General features: G+C 38.0%; 20 protein-coding genes and 2 pseudogenes. 8 read left to right on the forward strand and 14 right to left on the reverse strand.

The annotated features are described in order from the left end of the window. Nucleotides 1-59: 59 nt before the first annotated feature. The 3 genes and pseudogenes from QZ620_RS08935 to QZ620_RS13875 form a co-directional block, all read right to left on the reverse strand. Complete coding sequence (locus QZ620_RS08935) at nt 60-2,402, reverse strand: VCBS repeat-containing protein (RefSeq protein ID WP_295180877.1); 2,343 nt, start codon at nt 2,400-2,402, stop codon at nt 60-62. Nucleotides 2,403-2,411: 9 nt separating this feature from the next. Further along, nucleotides 2,412-2,513 (reverse strand): annotated as a pseudogene (locus QZ620_RS08940) (hypothetical protein); the annotation flags it as partial. Between the two features lie 266 nt (nt 2,514-2,779). After that, nucleotides 2,780-3,277, reverse strand: a pseudogene (locus QZ620_RS13875) (VCBS repeat-containing protein); the annotation flags it as partial. Nucleotides 3,278-3,492: 215 nt separating this feature from the next. Here QZ620_RS13875 and QZ620_RS08950 point away from each other — a divergent pair. The 4 genes from QZ620_RS08950 (at nt 3,493) to QZ620_RS08965 (ending at nt 7,289) form a co-directional block, all read left to right on the forward strand. After that, on the forward strand, nt 3,493-3,825 hold the full coding sequence (locus QZ620_RS08950) for a hypothetical protein (RefSeq protein ID WP_295180879.1): 333 nt from the start codon (nt 3,493-3,495) through the stop codon (nt 3,823-3,825). A gap of 87 nt (nt 3,826-3,912) precedes the next feature. After that, on the forward strand, nt 3,913-4,107 hold the full coding sequence (locus tag QZ620_RS08955; RefSeq protein WP_295180881.1) for a hypothetical protein: 195 nt from the start codon (nt 3,913-3,915) through the stop codon (nt 4,105-4,107). 263 nt (nt 4,108-4,370) lie between these two features. Next, nucleotides 4,371-6,347 (forward strand): heavy metal translocating P-type ATPase, encoded by a 1,977-nt coding sequence (locus tag QZ620_RS08960; RefSeq protein WP_295180883.1) that lies wholly within the window; start codon nt 4,371-4,373, stop codon nt 6,345-6,347. 174 nt (nt 6,348-6,521) lie between these two features. Beyond that, nucleotides 6,522-7,289, forward strand: a complete 768-nt coding sequence (locus tag QZ620_RS08965) for a LexA family transcriptional regulator (protein WP_141878640.1) — start codon at nt 6,522-6,524, stop codon at nt 7,287-7,289. 52 nt (nt 7,290-7,341) lie between these two features. Here QZ620_RS08965 and QZ620_RS08970 read toward each other — a convergent pair whose 3' ends face one another. From QZ620_RS08970 to QZ620_RS08980, 3 genes are all read right to left on the reverse strand, one after another. After that, entirely contained in the window at nt 7,342-7,620 is a 279-nt protein-coding gene (locus tag QZ620_RS08970) for a hypothetical protein (protein WP_295180885.1), read from the reverse strand. Between the two features lie 64 nt (nt 7,621-7,684). Next, a complete protein-coding gene (locus tag QZ620_RS08975; RefSeq protein ID WP_295180887.1) occupies nt 7,685-7,924 on the reverse strand; it encodes a hypothetical protein in 240 nt (79 codons plus the stop codon). 87 nt (nt 7,925-8,011) lie between these two features. Then, nucleotides 8,012-9,256 (reverse strand): glycosyltransferase N-terminal domain-containing protein, encoded by a 1,245-nt coding sequence (locus QZ620_RS08980; protein ID WP_295180889.1) that lies wholly within the window; start codon nt 9,254-9,256, stop codon nt 8,012-8,014. Nucleotides 9,257-9,353: 97 nt separating this feature from the next. On the opposite strand from QZ620_RS08980, the gene QZ620_RS08985 reads away from it, so the two are divergent. Continuing rightward, the gene (locus tag QZ620_RS08985; RefSeq protein ID WP_295180891.1) at nt 9,354-10,484 is read left to right on the forward strand and encodes a DegT/DnrJ/EryC1/StrS aminotransferase family protein; all 1,131 of its coding nucleotides are present in this window, start codon (nt 9,354-9,356) and stop codon (nt 10,482-10,484) included. A gap of 54 nt (nt 10,485-10,538) precedes the next feature. Beyond that, nucleotides 10,539-11,765: an amidohydrolase family protein gene (locus QZ620_RS08990; protein WP_295180893.1), complete on the forward strand. Its 1,227-nt coding sequence runs from the start codon at nt 10,539-10,541 to the stop codon at nt 11,763-11,765. A 132-nt stretch (nt 11,766-11,897) separates the two neighbouring features. Here QZ620_RS08990 and fabD read toward each other — a convergent pair whose 3' ends face one another. The 5 genes from fabD to QZ620_RS09015 form a co-directional block, all read right to left on the reverse strand. Then, nucleotides 11,898-12,782 carry an ACP S-malonyltransferase gene (gene fabD / locus QZ620_RS08995; RefSeq protein WP_295180895.1) on the reverse strand — a complete coding sequence of 295 codons (885 nt, stop codon included), beginning with the start codon at nt 12,780-12,782 and terminating at the stop codon, nt 11,898-11,900. Nucleotides 12,783-12,878: 96 nt separating this feature from the next. Next, nucleotides 12,879-13,379, reverse strand: coding sequence for a pyridoxamine 5'-phosphate oxidase family protein (locus tag QZ620_RS09000; protein WP_295180897.1), 501 nt, complete (start codon nt 13,377-13,379; stop codon nt 12,879-12,881). 96 nt (nt 13,380-13,475) lie between these two features. Further along, entirely contained in the window at nt 13,476-14,333 is an 858-nt protein-coding gene (locus QZ620_RS09005) for a fructosamine kinase family protein (RefSeq protein WP_295180899.1), read from the reverse strand. Continuing rightward, nucleotides 14,305-14,802 carry a dihydrofolate reductase gene (locus QZ620_RS09010; protein WP_295180901.1) on the reverse strand — a complete coding sequence of 166 codons (498 nt, stop codon included), beginning with the start codon at nt 14,800-14,802 and terminating at the stop codon, nt 14,305-14,307. The genes QZ620_RS09005 and QZ620_RS09010 overlap by 29 nt, the downstream gene beginning before the upstream one ends. Nucleotides 14,803-14,804: 2 nt before the next feature. Then, nucleotides 14,805-15,269 carry a 2TM domain-containing protein gene (locus tag QZ620_RS09015; RefSeq protein WP_295180903.1) on the reverse strand — a complete coding sequence of 155 codons (465 nt, stop codon included), beginning with the start codon at nt 15,267-15,269 and terminating at the stop codon, nt 14,805-14,807. Between the two features lie 63 nt (nt 15,270-15,332). On the opposite strand from QZ620_RS09015, the gene QZ620_RS09020 reads away from it, so the two are divergent. Beyond that, a complete protein-coding gene (locus QZ620_RS09020; RefSeq protein WP_295180905.1) occupies nt 15,333-16,409 on the forward strand; it encodes an aminotransferase class V-fold PLP-dependent enzyme in 1,077 nt (358 codons plus the stop codon). Between the two features lie 178 nt (nt 16,410-16,587). Continuing rightward, entirely contained in the window at nt 16,588-16,878 is a 291-nt protein-coding gene (locus QZ620_RS09025) for an isoamylase early set domain-containing protein (RefSeq protein WP_295180907.1), read from the forward strand. A 3-nt stretch (nt 16,879-16,881) separates the two neighbouring features. On the opposite strand, the gene QZ620_RS09030 is transcribed toward QZ620_RS09025, so the two are convergent. Genes QZ620_RS09030 through egtB form a run of 3 tightly spaced genes read right to left on the reverse strand, consistent with a single transcriptional unit; the run spans nt 16,882 to nt 19,314 of the window. Continuing rightward, nucleotides 16,882-17,163, reverse strand: coding sequence for a DUF427 domain-containing protein (locus tag QZ620_RS09030; RefSeq protein ID WP_295180909.1), 282 nt, complete (start codon nt 17,161-17,163; stop codon nt 16,882-16,884). Nucleotides 17,164-17,175: 12 nt separating this feature from the next. Then, on the reverse strand, nt 17,176-18,144 hold the full coding sequence (locus QZ620_RS09035) for an L-histidine N(alpha)-methyltransferase (protein WP_295180911.1): 969 nt from the start codon (nt 18,142-18,144) through the stop codon (nt 17,176-17,178). Nucleotides 18,145-18,150: 6 nt separating this feature from the next. After that, nucleotides 18,151-19,314 (reverse strand): ergothioneine biosynthesis protein EgtB, encoded by a 1,164-nt coding sequence (gene egtB / locus QZ620_RS09040; protein WP_295180913.1) that lies wholly within the window; start codon nt 19,312-19,314, stop codon nt 18,151-18,153. Nucleotides 19,315-19,501 lie beyond the last annotated feature (187 nt).

Below are 19,501 nucleotides of genomic sequence, written 5' to 3' on the forward strand. Positions count from 1 at the left end.
AACGGGGCTAACAAACCCCGTTATTCAATACTTACACAGTTTTTAATATAGTGCCTCAATTATTTGTAAGTATAGGATTGCAATTCACTATTATTTGGAATTACGAGAAGTATTTCATGATCTTTCATATGTATACTTTTTATAGTTTGGATCTGTTCATCGAATGGTGCTATACCATATTCTGAAACGGGGGCATGGTTATTAATGTCTTTTAGAATAATCCCTTTTAAACTTGAATAGCCACCATGATATGAATTCACTCTAAATGAATTCCTACCTACTAATAGATTAGAGTTATTTTTCACATTGATATTTCTAAAACAAGTGATTGGTGCAAATTGATATTCGGAAGGAAACATTCTAAAGGTTTCAAATTTATCGTTTACATTTTCTAGATATCCAGATGCCAACTGATTTAATTCGTAAATTTTACTGTTCTCTATCGCCTCTTTACTGGAAATTTGATTCACCGTTTTAAGGGAGTAATCTTTGTATTTAGGAAAAATCTTTCTGACATAATTCAGCTGCGATTCTATTTCACTCTTGGAATGTAGAGGGTAATATTCATTCCCACGTTGATAGGCGATAATAGTTTCCTTATTCCCATCACTATTGAAATCTGAATGATACATTCTTAGGCTACTCTGTCTAAAACTAAATCTTGTGTTCAGTCCCCAGTTACCTAGTAAAATATCCTCGTCTCCATCACGATCAATATCGTAAGTATCGATAGATTGCCATAGACCGCTTAGATTTCCTGACAGTTCTATTTCTGATAGCATACCTTCGTTGTTTTTATAGATTCTGGGTCTATCCCATTCTGATGCTATTATAAGTTCTGGATAATTGTCTTGATCGATATCCTCCCATTTGGCGTCCATCACGTGAGAGCGTAAGACAAACTGATCATATTTCTCAAATTGGCCGTTACCATCGTTCTTTAAAATATATGACGGGACTAATTCACCAAAATCACCAGGTTTGGAATGATTACCCACAAATAAATCTTGATCGCCATCTAGATCCAGGTCTGATGCTATAACGACAGAGGTAATGTATGTGTCCTGTGCTGCCAAATCTTTGGAACGTATGAATTTGAGGTCTTCATTTATGTAGAGCCTACCTTTCTCGAATTTTTCCATTCTTTCTTCATGAATACCACTTCCAACATATAGGTCTAGATCTCCATCACTATCAACATCTATAAAAACTGCCGTGTTATCTTCATAAGTAGAATCCATTGCTATACCAGTGATTTCTCTCTCTAAAAATGCCTTTCCATTGTTCAAGAATAATTTTGCTTTCCTCCCGGAGGATCCGCCTATAAAAATATCATCAAACCCATTGTTATCAACATCTCCTATAGCTACTGCAGGACTTAGCTTAGATACTTCATATGGAATTAATTTTTCATTTTTGAAATCATCATAAGAGTCCTCAATATGCCTGTGTGAAATAGCCTTTGTCTTTGTAAAAACCTGTGCTTTTTCATTTTTCTTATATGAAAATTTTGGGTGGTTATTTTGATAACTTAATCGGTGTTCTCTATTGAGTTCAGGTGAATTGATTGTCATGAAGGTGTGATCAGGCCAGATTATTTGTATTGAATCAATCCTATTTTTAACTCCAAAATGCAGTCGTTCATTCACCGACGAAAGAAACCCTCTTGATCGGAAAAGCTGTTTTTTGTTTTTTCCCGCTTCTGAATATAGTATCGCTTTAGTTCCTATCCCGTTAAGATTCCCATCCTTGAACTCGAACTTTAATGAGATCCAATTTCCTGATTCTACTGTATTTTCATAGATGCTTGCAGGAGAATTTAGGTTGTTAACCACAAGGTCAAGGTCTCCATCGTTATCCAGATCTGTATAAGCTGAGCCATTGGAAAAGCCAGGTCTGTCTTCGATCCAGGATCCAGTCTTGATCTGGAACTTTCTAGGACCTCCCATAAAAATTTCATTTGGGACCTCTCCAGATGGCATGTTCTCTCTCGATTTATAGAGCCATTTCATTCCATCCTCCTTATCTCTATTCTTGAAAGCATTTGACACATAGCTTTTGAAATCCAAGTCATTTGGTCTTCTAAGGATCCCGTTAGAGATGAAAATATCTTCATAACCATCCAGATTAAAATCGGCTATCAATGGTGACCAGCTCCAATCTGTCGCTTCAAGTTCATTGATAAGGGCAACCTCCTGAAAATATTCTCCGTCCTGATTTAGCTGTACCATATTCCGGGCATACTGATCTTTGTAGCCGAGGTTTTTTAGTTTTCGCTGCATGTTCTGCATCATGTCATCACCTTCGGTTTCCTTGACCACCTTTTCATCTTTTGGGAGCATGTCAACGGTTATAAGGTCTATAAAACCGTCTCCATTAAGGTCTGCTGAGTCACTTCCCATGGAAAACCGACCAATGGTTGAGAAGCTGGATTCAAGATCTTCAGTAAAGGTGCCGTCTCCGTTATTGAGGTAATAGTAATCATCTTCATGAAAATCATTACAAACATATATGTCTGTAAGCCATCATTATTAAAATCTGAAATCGAAGCACTTAAGCCGTAGCCGTTCTGACCTCCAAAAATCCCGGATTTTTCACTTACATCCACGAAATTACCGTTTTGATTTTGCAGTAAGACATCACCAACCTTTGGGACTCTCTTATTTCTAACGTCAGCAGATCCATGAGACAATGTTGTATGTATTGCATGATTCACGAGGTAGACATCCAGATCGCGATCATTATCATAGTCAAAAAAATAAGCCTGAGTGGAATAGCCTGAAAAATCAAGATTATACTCCGCGGCTTTTTCTGTAAACGTGCCGTCGCCATTATTTATAAATAATTCATTTGACCCTTTAAAATCGAGAAGCCCCGATACTGAACATACGTATATATCAAGATACCCGTCCTGATTTATATCTATCATTGTTGATCCTGTATTCCAACTTAATTTACTTTCAATGTTAGCAGAATTGGTGATATCCTGAAACTTTAGGTCGCCTTTATTTAAATATAATTTGTTTGCTCCCATATTTGAGACGAAAAAGAGATCGTCTAATCCATCATTGTTAACATATCCAACAGAGACTCCCGCCCCATTATAATAATAGATGTAATTAATTATATTATGATATTCGTCTTCGACTAATGTATTCTCAAAGTCAACACCAGTCTGTTCAGCTTCTCTGCAAACGAAAAGTAAGTCTCCCTTAGTTTGCTTATCCAGAGCGCAACTCATAATTATTAAGCAAATTGGAACAATAAAGCGTTTCATCTCGTGCTAATTTTCGCTAAATTTAACAATAATTGCAATAAATCATAAATATTTTAACATTTTAGCGGTTGTTGCCTTTTAGTGATCCTAATAGCTTAAGTTGACCTTTCAGCCCTTTTATGGGTATTTCATAGAAATTTAAATTACGATTTCATTAGGAAAATATGTTGAACTTCTCTTAATTAGTATTATTCGAAAGTTAAAGACTTGTTAATATGAAGCAATACACTTATACCCTAAATAATCTGCAGGATGGCACCATGGCGACAGACCTGAGACAAAGCACATCCATAGACTTTATCAATACGTTAAGAGATAAGCGACTTATATATATAAACGATCGCGGACAGGTTTATCTTACCAATAAAGGTAAGCTTGCCAACAGGTTGGGATTACAGCGGTATTTCAGAATGGAGAAGGAGCAGCAGGAATTGTTTGAGCAGGAGCTGGAAACCATTCAGGTTGAGAATAGAGGTCTTCTTATGATTTTTTCAGGAATGATTATTAGTCTTCTACTTATAATTGCATTCTGGATGCTGGAACTTTAAACTTTATAAATTCTATAGTCGTTCAAAAACATTAAAATTTTACCGAATTTTATTAAATGATCTTCCGTTAGTAGGATAAATTGCCGGATGAAATTTTACTATCTCAGTAAACAAACTAATACCAATGGCGTCATGTCAATCCATGCCGATAGTTGTGCGCAATTGCCTTCAGTTTTTGAACGAGTGTATCTGGGAATATTTGATAATAGCAGGCTTGCTTCTGAAGCAGCTTTGTTGAAGTTTCAGGTTTTGAATATTGATACCTGTAAATGCTGTAAATAATCTAATATTTGCATTTCACTTCAATTAATCTTTCAGGCATTTTCAGAGATGGATGCTATATAAGATCGTAGTAATTGTTTCAAAGTTACAATCTGCTTGATTTGGAACTTCTTCGGAACAAATCAAGACCAAATTCCCTACAGAAAGAAAACACTTCTGTAACAGGAGCTGTTTTCTGAAAATATTAAAATCTTCCGGACTTGTTTGCAATTTATACTTCAGGACATTTAATTGTACCTTTAGCTTAAAATTTACGGAAATAAATGTCTGGACATAATCACGGTTGTTGCAAGCCACATAGCGACGGTATTTTTGGAGAAAGAACGGAATTAATATTTGCTATTTTAAGCGGTGTATTTCTTATAGGTGGATATATACTTCAGCAATTTTCAGATTTTGATTTCGTATATGCTTTAGTTCCATACTTGTTTTCATATTTTTTTGGTGGATTTTTTACCGCAAAAGAGGCTTTCGAAGAAATATCGAAAGCTAGATTTGAAATTGATTTTTTGATGTTGGTGGCCGCTATCGGTGCAGCTTTTTTAGACAAGTGGGCTGAAGGTGGATTGCTTTTGTTCCTGTTCAGTCTTGGTCATGCGCTTGAACATCTCGCTATGAATAAAGCTCAAAAATCTATTGAAGCTCTCACAAAACTAGCTCCTAAGGTAGCTTTCAAGAAGATTGACGGTGAGTTCAGGGAAGTGAACCTTGAAAATTTAGAGGTTGGCGACATTCTACGCATTAGACCGAATTCAACCGTGCCGGCAGATAGCATTCTGGTCCATGGAAGAACGAACATCAATCAAGCTCCAATTACAGGAGAAAGCATTCCGGTCGATAAAGAACCTATACATAATGAAGCCTTAGATTATAGTAATATTAGCTCTATTCCCGATAAACACCGCGCTTTCGCAGGAACGATCAACGGAGATGCTACGATAGAGGTGAAGGTGATCAGGAAGGCTGAGGATTCTACCCTTAGCCGGCTTATTGAAATGGTGCAGCAGGCACAGGATAAAAAGTCTCCAACCCAATTACTAACAGATAAATTTGAAAAGTTCTATGTGCCGGCGGTACTTATTCTTATTCTTATTCTCAATCTTGCGTTTCTGGTTCTCGATGAACCCTGGTCCGCTAGTTTTTACAGGTCCATGGCTGCTCTAGTAGCTGCAAGTCCCTGTGCACTTGCGATCTCCACACCTTCCGCAGTACTAAGTGGAATCGCTCGTGCAGCGAAAGGCGGAGTCTTATTCAAAGGTGGTAAACCGCTGGAAGATCTTGGAACCTTGGAAACTTTAGCTTTCGATAAAACGGGAACACTTACTGAAGGGAAGCCGAAACTAACAGATGTTATTTTGCTGAATAATTCTTCGGAAGCTGAATTTCTTTCAGAAGTAATTGCATTGGAAAATACCAGTAATCATCCGCTTGCCAAGGCTATAGTTCGTGATGGACGGGCAAAGCTACCAGCAGAATATCAAATACCTCAGTTATCATCTTCCGAAGCAATTCAGGGGAAGGGTATAAGCGGTCACATTAATGGGAATCAATTATCTATAGGGAATCTGGAACTATTTGAAGGTGAAGAGCTACTTGATTCGAAACTGGTCAAAAGGATCAAAGACCTGGAAAAAGATGGAAAAACTACGATGTTAGTTAAATCTGGAGATCATTTTAGTGGGATTCTTGGGTTGATGGATGAGCCGAGGCAATCTGCCAGGCCTACCTTAATGCGTCTAAGAGAATTGGGTATCAAAGAAATGGTGATGCTCACCGGTGATAATCAATTTGTAGCAGATGCGGTTGCTAAAGAAATTGGTCTCACTAAAGCTTATGGCAGCTTATTACCTGAAGAAAAAGTTGATAAGATTCGAAAACTTAGCAGCGGGAAGGCCAAAATTGCCATGGTAGGTGATGGGGTAAATGATGCTCCGGCAATGGCAAATAGCACGGTGGGAATAGCGATGGGCGCTGCAGGAAGTGATGTTGCTCTTGAAACAGCAGATATCGCCCTCATGGCTGATAGACTTGAAGTTCTTCCATTCGCAATAGGTTTGAGCCGAAAAGCACATAACATCGTAAAACAGAATTTATGGATCAGTCTAGGTGTAGTGGCTTTGCTGCTTCCTGCAACGATCTTTGGTTGGGCCAATATTGGCGTTGCGGTGGTTTTTCATGAAGGTTCAACCCTTGTAGTCGTATTAAACGCACTCAGACTTCTGGGTTACAAGTCTATATAGAAACTTTAAGTCTTTCATAACTATCAGGCGATCATGTCACCACGCTTTTAGATAAGCCATATTCGGAAATGACCTTAAGTCCCTTACGTAATTTTAATTCAATAATTTTCTGAATTCCGAGGAAAGATTCCATTTATTATTATAAATTTGGAATAATTCCAATATTATTAGTTTATGGGCACACCGGGATCAATTGAAATCAAGCATTTTAAAGAAGTTCGTGAAGAGCATAATTACACTCAAACAGAATTTGCTTCGCTACTGGGTATAAAAAATTCGACAGCAGATATTGAACGTGGACGGACGAAGCTTTCAGGTAAAGTAGTGGCTGAATTGCTAAGGCAATTTGCAATTAATCCTTTATGGCTGTTTGGAGACAGTGGGCAGAAGTATCTTAAGATTAGTAAAGGAGATGTAAGTCCAAAAGTTGTCACCGTAGATAATGCCGATAACGAAAATATAGTTCTTGTAAACCAAAAGGCGGCTGCAGGGTATCCTCACAACGTACAGGATGTGGAATGGTATAACCAACTTCCTGCATTTGATATTCCATTACCTGAATTTAGAAATGCGACTTACCGTGGTTTTCAGATCGAGGGAGATAGTATGTTGCCAGATTATCGTCCCGGAGAATGGGTGATGGGAAAAGCTGTTGCAAGTATAGAAGAAGCTAGTAACAATAAAGTATACGTAATCGTAATGTATGACTCGGTATTGGTGAAGAAGATACAGAAAATGCCTGATCCTTCAAAGGTTTTACTGATATCGCTTAATGAAGAATATTTACCTTTAGAGATCAATGTTCATGATATTCAGGAGATCTGGCAGGTGAATTCCAAACTTACCTTTAACCTGGACAACCCAACAAATAATGGACTTTTTCAGGAGCTACAACAATCTATGAACGAATTGAAAAGAGAATTGAAATCTTTCAAACATTAAAAAAGCCCCATCTAAATTAGAAAGGGCTTTTAAATACTTATTTCTTTAAAGACTAGTAGTCGTCGTTTCCTTCAACTTCGTCTTCAACATCCTGAGCTGCATTTTCTACTGCGTCTCCAACATCGTTAGCTGCATTTTCTACTGCATTACCAGCATCATTAGCTGCATTTTCGATATCATTTCCTGCGTCGTCCATATCATCCATGTCATCCATATCGTCAGACTCCATTTGCTCCATGTCATCAGTCTCATTCTCGTTAGTTTCTCTACAAGAAGTAAAGAATAAACTTGTAGACAGTGCTAAAGCAAGCATTAAAATTGGTTTCTTCATAATTTAATAATTTAGTTATTAGTAGTTTTTAGTAATTCAATGTATTAAAATTCGAGATTTATTACTAATTGTCGTCACCGATTTTTTCTATTTCCTCGTCGATTTCCTTATTTACTTCATTATCGACCTTTTTAGCTGTTCGCTCAAGAATTCCTTCTCGTTCATCAGCCTCTTCAGGTGATTTTACCTGCTTTTCAACTTCTACTTCCTTGACGATGGTTTCCTTTTCCGCTTCCTGTCTACATGAGGTTAGTAAAACAGAACTAGTCATTAATACAATCGCAAGGATTGATAAACGTCTCATTTGTATTTATTTAGTTGTTAATACGGGTCGAAATTACAACTATAAACAATTGTACGAATTATTTTTACTTTTTTTTAGCAATGTTTGTTAATCTCTATTTTTTTCAGCTTTTAAATGGGATTCCAGAAGTCTGGTAGCCCCTGTATTACTGTTAATAAAGTGCCCGGCTATCATTCCGCTCTTTTTTCTGAAGTTAGGATTGCTTATAAATTTGTCCATAACCTGTTCAAATTCCTCGGAATTTTTAACAGAAAACAATCCGGCTAAATGTCTCAATCGTGCTGCTTCCGGAAATTTATCGTAGTTGGATCCTATGACTATTGGAATTCCGAAGGTAGCCGGTTCAAGAATGTTGTGTAAACCGGTTGAACCTGCTGCACCGCCAACATAGGCAATATCTGCATAGCTGTAGGCTCTTCCCAGGTAACCAATGGTGTCCAGAATAAAGACGTTGAAATCTTTAATTTTAGCCTCATTCATTTCTGAAAACTGCAGCACCGGTTGTTTTATTTTATGGATTAAGATCCGAATTTTTTCAGCATTGATCTCATGTGGCGCGATCAGGAATTTCTGTTCAGGATGTTTATTTATATAATCAATAAAAAGTTCCTCATCTTCTGGCCAGCTACTTCCAAAGACCGTCAATACTTTATTAGCTTTAAAATTTTCGATAAATTCTATATGATTGTCCTGGGTGATCTGTGCTGCAACCCTGTCGAACCTCGTATCTCCTGCAACCGTTGCATTCCCAAAGCCTATTTTCTTCAACAAGTCTGCAGATTCCTCATTCTGAACAAAAAAGTGATGAAAAGCCTGCAAGGATTTGATCATCCATTTTCCATAGAGTTTAAAGAAACTCTGATTTTCACGAAAGACGCCAGAAACCAGGTATGTGGGTATATTACGATCTTTAAGACCTAGTAAAAAATTTGGCCAGAAATCATATTTGATGAAGAATGCCATTTTTGGGTTAATAAGGTCAATGAACTTTTGAGCATTATATTCAGTGTCGAGCGGGAGATAGGTAAAGATATCCACCAGCTTATGCTTTTTTTTATTATTGAAACCTGAAGGAGAGAAGAAACTAACAATAATCTTTTCTGAAGGATAATTATCTTTCAGCATTTTTAGAACTGGTACTGCCATTTCAAACTCTCCAAGCGAAGCTGCATGTATCCATATATAATGTGATTCTGGACATAGCAATTTTTCAAGCCGCGGAAACAGATCTTTTCTTCCTTCTGAAAATTCCTTCAATTTTGGACTGAATTTCCCGGCTATTGAAATTACCGGCTGGCTGAAATTTATAAGTGAGTTATAGAGAGATTGCATGAATGTAAATCTAATTTCAAAAATAGCCGTTTGTGATTAAAGTGATTGCCAGTAGATGCTATATTTTGTATTTTCGTGAACCTGAAAAAAAATGCAGATGAAAAAGATTCAAATGGTTGATCTTAAAGGTCAGTTCGAAGGTATAAAAAACGAAGTAAATGCTTCTTTCCACGAAATCATGGAAGAAACATCTTTTATCAATGGCCCTCATGTACATGCATTTCAGAAGGATCTTGAAGAATATTTGGGTGTAAAGCATGTCATTCCTTGTGCGAATGGTACCGATGCTTTACAAATAGCTATGATGGGACTGGGACTAAAACCAGGCGATGAAGTCATAACTGCCGACTTTACATTTGCCGCTACTGTAGAGGTTATTGCTTTACTTCAGCTAACTCCGGTGCTAGTGGATGTAGATCCCGAAACTTATAATATTGATCCTGATAAAATTCGTAAGGCTATCACCCCAAAAACTCGTGCCATCGTACCTGTGCATTTATTCGGACAGGTGGCAAATATGGATGCGGTGATAAAGATTGCTAAAGAGCATGATCTTTATGTTATTGAAGACAACGCACAGGCTATCGGTGCTAATTATCATACCCGGGAAGGCAAGACGTTCAAAGCTGGAACCATGGGTGATGTAGGAGCTACTTCATTTTTTCCAAGCAAGAATTTAGGATGTTATGGTGATGGCGGTGCCATTTTCACGAACAATGATGAACTGGCACATACAATTAGAGGTATCGTAAATCATGGAATGTATGAGCGCTATCATCATGATGTAGTTGGAGTGAACTCGAGATTGGATAGTTTACAGGCCGCAGTATTAAAAGCTAAATTACCAAAGCTGGATATCTACAATGAAGCAAGGAAGGCAGCTGCTTTTAAATACACAGAGGCATTTAGAGGTCATGAGCAAATTGTCACACCTTACCGCGAAGGTGATTGCGACACTCATGTTTTTCATCAATATACTTTAAGAATTCTTGATGGGAAGAGAGATGCACTGGCAAAACACCTTCAGGAGAAAGGTCTCCCATTCGGAATTTACTATCCTATTCCATTACATAAGCAAAAAGCTTATGCTGATCAGCGATATAATGAAGCCGATTTCCCTGTAACCAACAGACTGGTTCAAGAAGTTATTTCGCTACCTATGCACACGGAGCTTGATAATGAGCAAATTGATTATCTTACAGGTACAATAATCGATTTTCTAAAATAATCTCATGAAAAACATTCTTTTTATAGCAGTCGCTATTTTGTTCAGTTTGAACTAATGGCCCAGCAAACTTATATCCACGCTGGAAAATTGATCGACACTAAAAATTCAAAAGTACTGGAAGAGCGTACCATCATTGTTGAGGCTAATAAGATATCTTCCGTAGAGAAAGGTTTTAAAAAACCCTCTATTGATAGCATACAAGTTATCGATCTTAGAAATAAAACGGTTCTTCCCGGGCTTACCGATATGCATGTACATATGGAGGGAGAGTCCAGTCCTGGTGAGTATTTAGAAAGTTTTACTAACAATCCGGCAGATAATGCATTCAACTCGGTAGGTTTTGCTGAAAAAACACTGATGGCTGGTTTTACTACCGTTCGGGATCTTGGAGGTTCTGGTATAAATATCTCTCTTCGGAATGCCATAAATAAGGGGAAAATCGCTGGTCCAAGAATTTTCACTGCCGGCAAAAGTCTTGCAACAACTGGAGGTCATGCAGATCCTACTAATGGAGTTAATGCTGAATTAATGGGAAATCCTGGACCGAAGGATGGCGTAGTGAATAGTCTGGAGGATGCAAGAAAGGCAGTTCGCCAACGCTATAAGAATGGAGCAGATCTTATCAAGATTACTGCTACCGGAGGAGTTCTTAGTGTTGCGAAGAGTAGTTCGAATCCGCAGTTTTTTACTGAAGAGATCGAAGAAATAGTAAAGACCGCTAAAGATTACGGCTTTCATGTTGCTGCACATGCCCACGGAGATGAGGGAATGCAGCGGGCTGTTAGAGCAGGAGTGAAAACGATCGAACATGGTACTTTAATGAGTGAAGAAACCATGGACCTTATGAAGCAGATGAATGCATACCTCGTTCCCACCATCACCGCCGGAAAGGAAGTAACTGAAAATGCACAAATTGAAGGCTATTACCCGGAACTTGTAGTTCCAAAAGCTCAGGAGATTGGACCTAAGATTCAGAATACTTTTGCTAAAGCCTATAAGAGGGGAGTACCAATATTGTTTGGTACAGATGCAGGTGTTTTCAAACATGGAGAAAATGCTCGTGAATTCGAATATATGACCGAAGCCGGAATGCCAGTCATGGACGCGATTATTTCAGCGACCATCTCTCCTGCGAAAGTTTTAAATATGGAAACCGAAAGCGGACAAATAGCACCAGGATTTTATGCTGATATTATCGCGGTGAACGAGGATCCTACTCAGAATGTTTCCACCCTCAAAGAAGTGGTATTTGTGATGAAAGAAGGAAAGGTGTACAAGTAGGAATAAATGTAATCTTAGAAATGAAAGTGTAATTTTGATACTACGCGTTTTTAAATCCTGACTAGCTTAGTATGAGAACAAAAAAGCCCGATCGATTGAGATCGGGCTTTTTTTTAAACCAACTACCGTATTTTATCCTATTACTGCAGAAGATGTAGTCATGCTTCTATTGATCTTTTTTACTAATCCCTGTAATACTTTTCCAGGACCAACTTCAACAAATTCATTAGCTCCGTCATTGATCATATTCTGAACCGACTGTGTCCATTTTACCGGAGCGGTTAATTGGAATACGAGATTCTTTTTAATTTCCGAAGCATCTGTAACTGCAAATGTGCTTACATTCTGGTAGATAGGGCAAATAGGCTTGGAGAACTCTGTGTTCTCTATAGCTTCAGCAAGATCCTTGCGCGCAGGTTCCATAAGAGGCGAGTGAAACGCTCCACCAACAGGAAGAATTAATGCGCGTTTAGCTCCTCTCTCTTTTAAGTTTTCACATGCTTTTTCAACTGCAGGATACGCTCCAGAAATTACTAACTGGCCGGGGCAATTATAATTTGCAGCGACCACAGTTCCTTCAGTTTCCGCACAAATAGATTCCACCATTTCATCTTCCATTCCCAGGACAGCAGCCATAGTGGATGGTTCCAGTTCACAGGCTTTTTGCATCGCCTCAGCACGTTGAGAAACCAGTTTCAATCCGTCCTCAAAGCTTAGAACTTTATTCGCGACAAGTGCAGAAAACTCTCCAAGAGAGTGACCGGCAACCATATCTGGTTTGAAAGATTCACCAAGAACTTTGCTAAGAATTACAGAATGTATAAATATTGCAGGTTGTGTAACTTTCGTTTGTTTCAGGTCTTCAGCCGAACCTTCGAACATGATATCGGTAATCGAAAATCCGAGGATATCATTAGCTTGTTCAAATAGTTCTTGCGCTTGCGGGGACTTTTCATAAAGGTCTAATCCCATTCCGGAGAATTGTGCTCCCTGACCTGGAAATACGTATGCTTTCATAAAGATTGTTTAGGCTAACAAAAATAAGGATAAATAGAAAGACCTCATAACGAAGTTTCGCTATGAGGTCTTATCTAAAAATTTAATGCTAATCAACTATACATTTAGCTTTCCTTTTTCGCCAATATCCTGTTTCTCGCCAGTAACTGCTGCCATTCCTAACTTGAATAAGGTCACCATTTTGCTATCCTTATTATCCCAGTAATAAGCTTCCTTTGGGTTCACTTTGATTGCGGTAATACTTGGATCATCTTCACCATTAAACCATGCGTTATCTGCTTTTGAATATAACTCCTTGATCACCTCTCTATTGGTCTCGATAAATGCTTCACCGTATACACTGAGAAACTCCATGTCTGAAGTTCCGCTATATAGTAATTGCACATTTTTATCTTTTTCGATATCACGATTATGATCGCTATCATTTTTGCTTAAAAACCATACTGCTCCATGATCATCTACTTCTTTAGTAGACATGGGAATTGCGCTCAATGGTTTCTCATCCATATTCGTAACCAGCATGCAGAAGTCCACATTTTCTGCTAGTTCCTTAATTTTTTCTCTTGCTTTATCGTCGTATAAATTCTTAGTACTCATAGTAATTTTATTTTGAGTGGAAGATACTTTAGATACTCATGAAGCTGAGCTAAGAAACTGCTAAAAAAGAGCCTGGTCTTGTTAAGAAATGTAAAATCAGGAGTATTTATGGATAATCTCTGTGACTTGTGACTTATAGCTAGCTCCAAAAACATTTAAATGCATAAGCAAATAGTATAATTGCCAGAGCTCTATTCTTTGCTCCCAGTCATTTTCCAGTGGAAAGTAATCTTGATAAGATGAAATCATTTGATTGTCAAAACCACCAAATAGCCTGGTCATTGCAATATCCATCTCTCTTGGTGCATATGCTACCGCAGGGTCAATAATACAGGGACGGCCATTCGCATCAACCAGGTAATTACCACCCCACAGATCCCCGTGGATCAACGAGGCTTTTTCCTTCGGAATAATGGATTCACAATTTTTGAAAAGAATAGATGCATCAGGTAGATTGTGACCTTTCTCTCTCGCCAACTTCAGTTGAGGTTCCAGACGCATTTCAGTATAAAAACTAATAGCATCAGTACGATAGGAGTTTTGCTGCGGAAGACTGCCCAGGTAATTATCATGATCCAGACCAAATTGATCAGTTTGCACAGAATGTAATTGTGCTAGTTGGCTTCCGAAGACCCGCCAGAAATCAGAGTTTTTAGTGCCTGATGGGATAAATTCTAATAACAGGTAGGAATGATCATCAAGAGTAGCAGTTTCGAAGGTTTTGGGAATGCGAATAACTCCGGGACCAGCAAGTAATTCCAGGCCCTTTTTCTCTGCTTCGAACATTCCGGGAAATTTTAAAGCAGAGTTAACTTTAAGAACCAGCGTTTGATCCTTGCATTCTAATTTATAGACCTCATTGATATCTCCACCAGTGAGGGGCTTAAAACTATCAAGATTAAGGCTGTGTTTTTCAGCAATCCTCTCAATGAGATTTTTTCTGCTTTCTCTCATAGGTTAGATAGGTAAACGAATAGTCGTGTTTTTCATCTTTATCATGAAACTGATCTTTGACTATTTCCCATTCACTTTTATCAATTTCCGGAAAATGGGTGTCGGCTTCAAACTCACCATGAACTCGGGTCAGTTCAATTCTATCCGCATGTTCCATTCCCATTTTATAAATTTCACCTCCTCCAATTATAAAAGCCTGATCATCCAGCTTTGAAACTTTTAAAGCCTCTTCTATAGAATGTACTACAATAGTATTTTCCGGAGAGTAATCTTCCTTTCGCGTAATGATCACGTGCGTTCTGTCGGGAAGCAATTTTGGGAAAGACTCAAAAGTTTTACGACCCATAATAATATGATGTCCGGAGGTAAGTCGTTTAAATCTTTTGAAATCGTCTGGAAGATGCCATACAAGATCGTTATCCTTGCCTAGTGCATTGTTTTCTGCTGCCGCAGCAATCATTGTGATCATATTTAACTGTTTATTTGTCTATCCGGATCTCCAGGGGTAATTCTGTTCTGGAAATCTGTATCTTTATTCTTGGCGTGGGTGGAACGATCAGGTAGTGGATGGTCTTTCTCTACTTTGCTTTGAAGTTGAGCAATTTTCTCTTGTTGCTTCTTAACCAGTCTGTCTACCTGTTTCGCTTCCCAATCCTTACCCATAAAGCTATTAATGATAAAGACATTGAAGAAATGGATCAGGAATAACAGGGTCCATAGTAGAACGGCCCATACGAACCAGTTATATCCAAGGGGTTTGAAATCTTCCTGGTAACCCACCACGACATTCAATACAATAAGAAAAGCGGCACCAATTAAAAATATTACAAAATGCCGGAATAATCTTTTTTTCTGTCTTGCTCTCTGCCTGGCATTCTCATAGAGCTCCCGTTGTTCATAATCTATTTTGGATTCGTTTTTCTTTTTGGAAAACATAATAAAAAGTACCTTAGTGTAGTTTCAAATTTACATTTTTATCAAAAGAACTTCCAATAGCTTATGGATAATTTAAGAAAAGGCTTTCCTGTACTTCAGCAATATACATACTTCAATACCGCTGCTTGCGGTTTACTTCCTGAAAAAGTATGGGAATTCAGGCAGAATCATGACATGGATTTTTTTTTAAAAGCAAGTGTTTTAAAGGAAAAAATGGGAGAGATGCTTACGGGAGTAAGGGAAAGTATAGGTTCTTTATATCATTGCGCACCAAATCGAGTGGCTTTAATTCCAAATTTCTCTTATGGATTTAATAGTATCCTGGGAGGAATCGACTCGGGTTCCAAAATTTTACTAATTAAGGACGATTATCCATCGATCAACTGGCCGGTGGAATCCAGGGATTTTCAGGTCTGTTATGCAAACCTGGATAAAGATCTGGAAAATAATATTCTCGAAGCCATCAAAAAAAATAAACCCGACATATTTGCTTTTAGTATTGTCCAGTACATAAATGGGGTGCAACTGAGCTCAAATTTTATAAATGATCTAAAACAGCAATTCCCGGATCTTCTACTTATTGGCGACGGAACTCAATATTTTGGAACCGAGGCCTATGATTTTGAAAATAGCGGATTGGATATTGCGATCTCCAGTTGCTACAAATGGATGAATGCGGGTTACGGTAATGGCTTTATGCTATTTAGCGATCGTGTAGAAGGAAGACTGAATCCCAAACATCTTGGTTTCGGTTCGCTGCAAGGAAAGTACAAAGAACATGAGGGAAATTTCCTTGGGAAGTTCGAGCCGGGTCATTATGATACACTCAACTTCGGAAGCTTAAAAACTGCGATTGATATTATTCAGAAGATTGGTTGGGATCCTATTGAAGGTCAGATTTCCAAGCTGAAGCATATAGCCCGGGAACGGTTTAAAGCGGCTGGTTTACTAGAAGAATGGGTTGCAGAGAGAGAGATCTATTCATCCTTATTTAATATTGCGGGTGATGAAAAACTATTTCAGAAACTGAGATCAGAAGGTATTATCACATCTATGAGAGGAAACGGAATTCGAATTAGTTTGCACTATTTCAATTCTGAAAAAGAGCTGAATAAACTGTTTGCTGTACTCGGGATTTAATCTTAAAATTCTACATATAATCAATATTTTTATATCCTAAACCGTTTTCGGAATAAAGAATTATCTCTTTAAATAACGAAAATTAGTAATTCTGTAAAAATGATGTAGATCGCTGATATGTATTGGTTTACAAGCATATTTTAATTTAATTTGAAGAGTCAATCAATAAATTAAAAATATGCCAATTAGCAAGCAATACTTGAAGTCCAAACCGGAATGTAAGATCACTTTTAACCTTTATGCGAAAGAAGCAGACCAGGTAGAATTAGTGGGTGAGTTCAATGGCTGGAAGCCAGCAAAATTGAAGAAGTATAAAAATGGTAATTTCAAGACTCAGCTCAATTTACCAGTAGATAAAGCATACGAATTCAGATATCTTGTAGATGGGCAGTGGCAAAACGATCCAGCTGCAGATGCCTACAAGTGGAATGATTTTGCGGGAGATGATAATAGTGTTGTGAGCGTATAGAAACTATTCGATAACCTGAACACCCTTCCAGAAGGCTACATAATTTTCAATTGGTTTGGCCGCGTGACTTGCCTCTGGGTAGAACCATGCTGCATCTTCATTTTTTTCACCATCTACCTCTATGTCATAGTAGGAAGCTTTGCCTTTCCATGGGCATCGGGTGGTGAACTCACTTGGCTTAAAGAACTTATCCTTAATATCTTCAGGAGGAAAGTAATGATTGTTCTCAACGATCCTCGTTTCAGAACTTTCTGCGATTACGGTGCCTTTCCAAATAGCTTTCATAGTTCAGTAAATTTATTTCCTTCTAAAGATATAATTTTTAAAGCAGTTATTTGAATCTGCAAAATTACGCTCTACTACTAATCCAGCTTCATCTGCTAACCAGCTTACGATTGCATCATCATATTTTTGAGAAATCTCGGTATGTATGCTCTCCCATGCATCGAATTTCACTTCTAGTTCAAGCTTATGAATCTTAACTCTTTGCTCTTCCTTGCTCACCAAGAAACTGCGGGCAGTACCAGTTTCTGGATCATAGGTTTCCCAATGTTTAAATTTTTCTACTTCAAATTCACCGCCCAGTTCGTGGTTAATTCTTACCAGCAAGTTTTTATTGAATCTTTCTGTAATCCCGGCTGGATCATTATAAGCATTCATGATAATTTGTGGGTCCTTCTTTTGATCAAAACCCATAAATAACATATCGTCATCGCTCATCGCAACAGCAATATTCCGTAGAAAATCTACGGCCTCACTATGAGAAAGATTACCAATATTACTACCCAGAACAAGGATGACTTTTTTCCTGGAATTATACTCTGCAAGTTTCTCTAGTGTCTCAAAATAGGTCCCTTGTTGAGTTTTGACAGATACTTGCGGAATTTCATCCTTTAACGCATTTTCAAGTTCATCCAGCACATTCTGACTAATATCTACAGGCAAATAGTTGAACTTATAATTTTTGTCCACCAGTTCCTTGAGAAGAAGCTTGGTCTTTTTACCGTCTCCTGCGCCAAGTTCAATAAGATCAAAACTGTTCTCACTACTGAATATTTCAGCAATATCAGTCTTGTTCTGTTTTAAAATATCAAACTCACAGCTGGTAAGGTAATATTCGGGCATTGCCATGATTTCCTGAAATAATTTGTCTCCTTTTTTATCGTAGATATACTTGGAATGCAAATATTTTGGATAGCTGGTAAGTCCTTTATGCGTGTCTTCAGCAAAGACAGATTCGAACATGGTTGCAGATTGATTTTTCATATAATATTATTTAACGAGTCTGAAGCCCGTAAACTGCCATCTTAATTGTGGATGGAAGAAATTTCTATAAGTATAACGGCTATGCTTGCTGGAAGTAGCGACCGAAGCTCCCCGAAGAACTTTCTGGTTTACCATGAATTTTCCATTGTATTCTCCAAGGGCGCCGTCTGCCTTCTGGTAATTTGGATAAGGAGAATAAGAGCTTTCTGTCCATTCCCATCTGCTTCCCCAGTCAAAATCTTTTTGCGAAATTTCCCACTCTTGCTCGGTTGGTAATCTCATACCTTTCCATTGCGCATAAGCGAAAGCTTCATAGTAACTAATATGGGTAACTGGAGCATCAGGATTCAAAGGTTTTAATCCTCCCAACGTATATTGATGCCATATGTTCTCGATCTTATGCCAGTAAAATGGTGTTTTAATTTCATTAGTGTTTACCCAATCCCAGGCTTCAGCGTGCCATAAAAGAACATCATCATATCCACCAGCTTCAACAAATTCCATGTATTCTGAATTCGTTACGAGTTTATTCGAAATACTGAAGTCATGTAAATAGATTTTATGAACTCCCAATTCATTGTCGTAGCAGAAATCTTCTGAAGTATGACCAATTTCATAGATACCTTCAGCAACATCCACCCATTCTCTTTCAAAATCCTGAACAGGATTTTCTTCAAACTGCTGATTGTACTCAGGCATCAAAGGATTGTTTCCTAGAATATACTTGATATCTGCATACAACAGTTCCTGATGCTGTTTTTCATGATGACAGCCAATTTCCAGAACACCTAGAGCTTCCTTCGAAAGCGTATTATTTTCCAGTAGCCGGATAATTTCGGTCGTAACGTATTCTCGGAATTTATAGATCCACGCAACAGTTGGTCGTGAAAGGTTTCCCCTGTCTGTTCGAACTACTTTTTTACCAACACTTTCGTAATAGCTATTGAAAACAAATGCAGTATTCTCATCGAATAACGTATGGTCTTCAGCGTATTTTTTTAAAACAAATTCTTCAAAGAACCAGGTGGTATGCCCTAAATGCCATTTAGGAGGTGAAACATCTACGATCGGTTGTACAACGTAATCTTCAGTTTCCAGGAAGGAGCAAATATTTTCTGAATCTTTTCGGGTTTCTTTGAAAAGGTGTAGTAATTCGGATTGTGACAACATAAAAATGAGCGATACTTTTTGGTATCACTCAAATTTACAATTTTTTCAAAATGAGTTTACAAGTAACTCGTTAAGGTCGAGTTAAAGTGTTAAATGTTTGAAATTCCGACTACAACTGGCAGACTATAAGTGACCGCTACAGGTTTGTCATTGAGTATTGCCGGTTGCATTGAAGGAATAGTACTTA

It is taken from the genome of uncultured Christiangramia sp. (assembly GCF_913046405.1).
Lineage (GTDB): Bacteria > Bacteroidota > Bacteroidia > Flavobacteriales > Flavobacteriaceae > Christiangramia > Christiangramia marina.

Bases quoted from the DNA above. Each gene is read 5' to 3' on its own strand.
- QZ620_RS08935 (WP_295180877.1), bottom strand. From the start codon at position 2,402: ATGGGAAGTGACTCAGCAGACCTTAATGGAGACGGTTTTATAGACCTT.
- QZ620_RS08950 (WP_295180879.1), top strand. From the start codon at position 3,493: ATGAAGCAATACACTTATACCCTAAATAATCTGCAGGATGGCACCATG.
- QZ620_RS08955 (WP_295180881.1), top strand. From the start codon at position 3,913: ATGAAATTTTACTATCTCAGTAAACAAACTAATACCAATGGCGTCATG.
- QZ620_RS08960 (WP_295180883.1), top strand. From the start codon at position 4,371: ATGTCTGGACATAATCACGGTTGTTGCAAGCCACATAGCGACGGTATT.
- QZ620_RS08965 (WP_141878640.1), top strand. From the start codon at position 6,522: ATGGGCACACCGGGATCAATTGAAATCAAGCATTTTAAAGAAGTTCGT.
- QZ620_RS08970 (WP_295180885.1), bottom strand. From the start codon at position 7,620: ATGAAGAAACCAATTTTAATGCTTGCTTTAGCACTGTCTACAAGTTTA.
- QZ620_RS08975 (WP_295180887.1), bottom strand. From the start codon at position 7,924: ATGAGACGTTTATCAATCCTTGCGATTGTATTAATGACTAGTTCTGTT.
- QZ620_RS08980 (WP_295180889.1), bottom strand. From the start codon at position 9,256: ATGCAATCTCTCTATAACTCACTTATAAATTTCAGCCAGCCGGTAATT.
- QZ620_RS08985 (WP_295180891.1), top strand. From the start codon at position 9,354: ATGAAAAAGATTCAAATGGTTGATCTTAAAGGTCAGTTCGAAGGTATA.
- QZ620_RS08990 (WP_295180893.1), top strand. From the start codon at position 10,539: ATGGCCCAGCAAACTTATATCCACGCTGGAAAATTGATCGACACTAAA.
- fabD (WP_295180895.1), bottom strand. From the start codon at position 12,782: ATGAAAGCATACGTATTTCCAGGTCAGGGAGCACAATTCTCCGGAATG.
- QZ620_RS09000 (WP_295180897.1), bottom strand. From the start codon at position 13,379: ATGAGTACTAAGAATTTATACGACGATAAAGCAAGAGAAAAAATTAAG.
- QZ620_RS09005 (WP_295180899.1), bottom strand. From the start codon at position 14,333: ATGAGAGAAAGCAGAAAAAATCTCATTGAGAGGATTGCTGAAAAACAC.
- QZ620_RS09010 (WP_295180901.1), bottom strand. From the start codon at position 14,802: ATGATCACAATGATTGCTGCGGCAGCAGAAAACAATGCACTAGGCAAG.
- QZ620_RS09015 (WP_295180903.1), bottom strand. From the start codon at position 15,269: ATGTTTTCCAAAAAGAAAAACGAATCCAAAATAGATTATGAACAACGG.
- QZ620_RS09020 (WP_295180905.1), top strand. From the start codon at position 15,333: ATGGATAATTTAAGAAAAGGCTTTCCTGTACTTCAGCAATATACATAC.
- QZ620_RS09025 (WP_295180907.1), top strand. From the start codon at position 16,588: ATGCCAATTAGCAAGCAATACTTGAAGTCCAAACCGGAATGTAAGATC.
- QZ620_RS09030 (WP_295180909.1), bottom strand. From the start codon at position 17,163: ATGAAAGCTATTTGGAAAGGCACCGTAATCGCAGAAAGTTCTGAAACG.
- QZ620_RS09035 (WP_295180911.1), bottom strand. From the start codon at position 18,144: ATGAAAAATCAATCTGCAACCATGTTCGAATCTGTCTTTGCTGAAGAC.
- egtB (WP_295180913.1), bottom strand. From the start codon at position 19,314: ATGTTGTCACAATCCGAATTACTACACCTTTTCAAAGAAACCCGAAAA.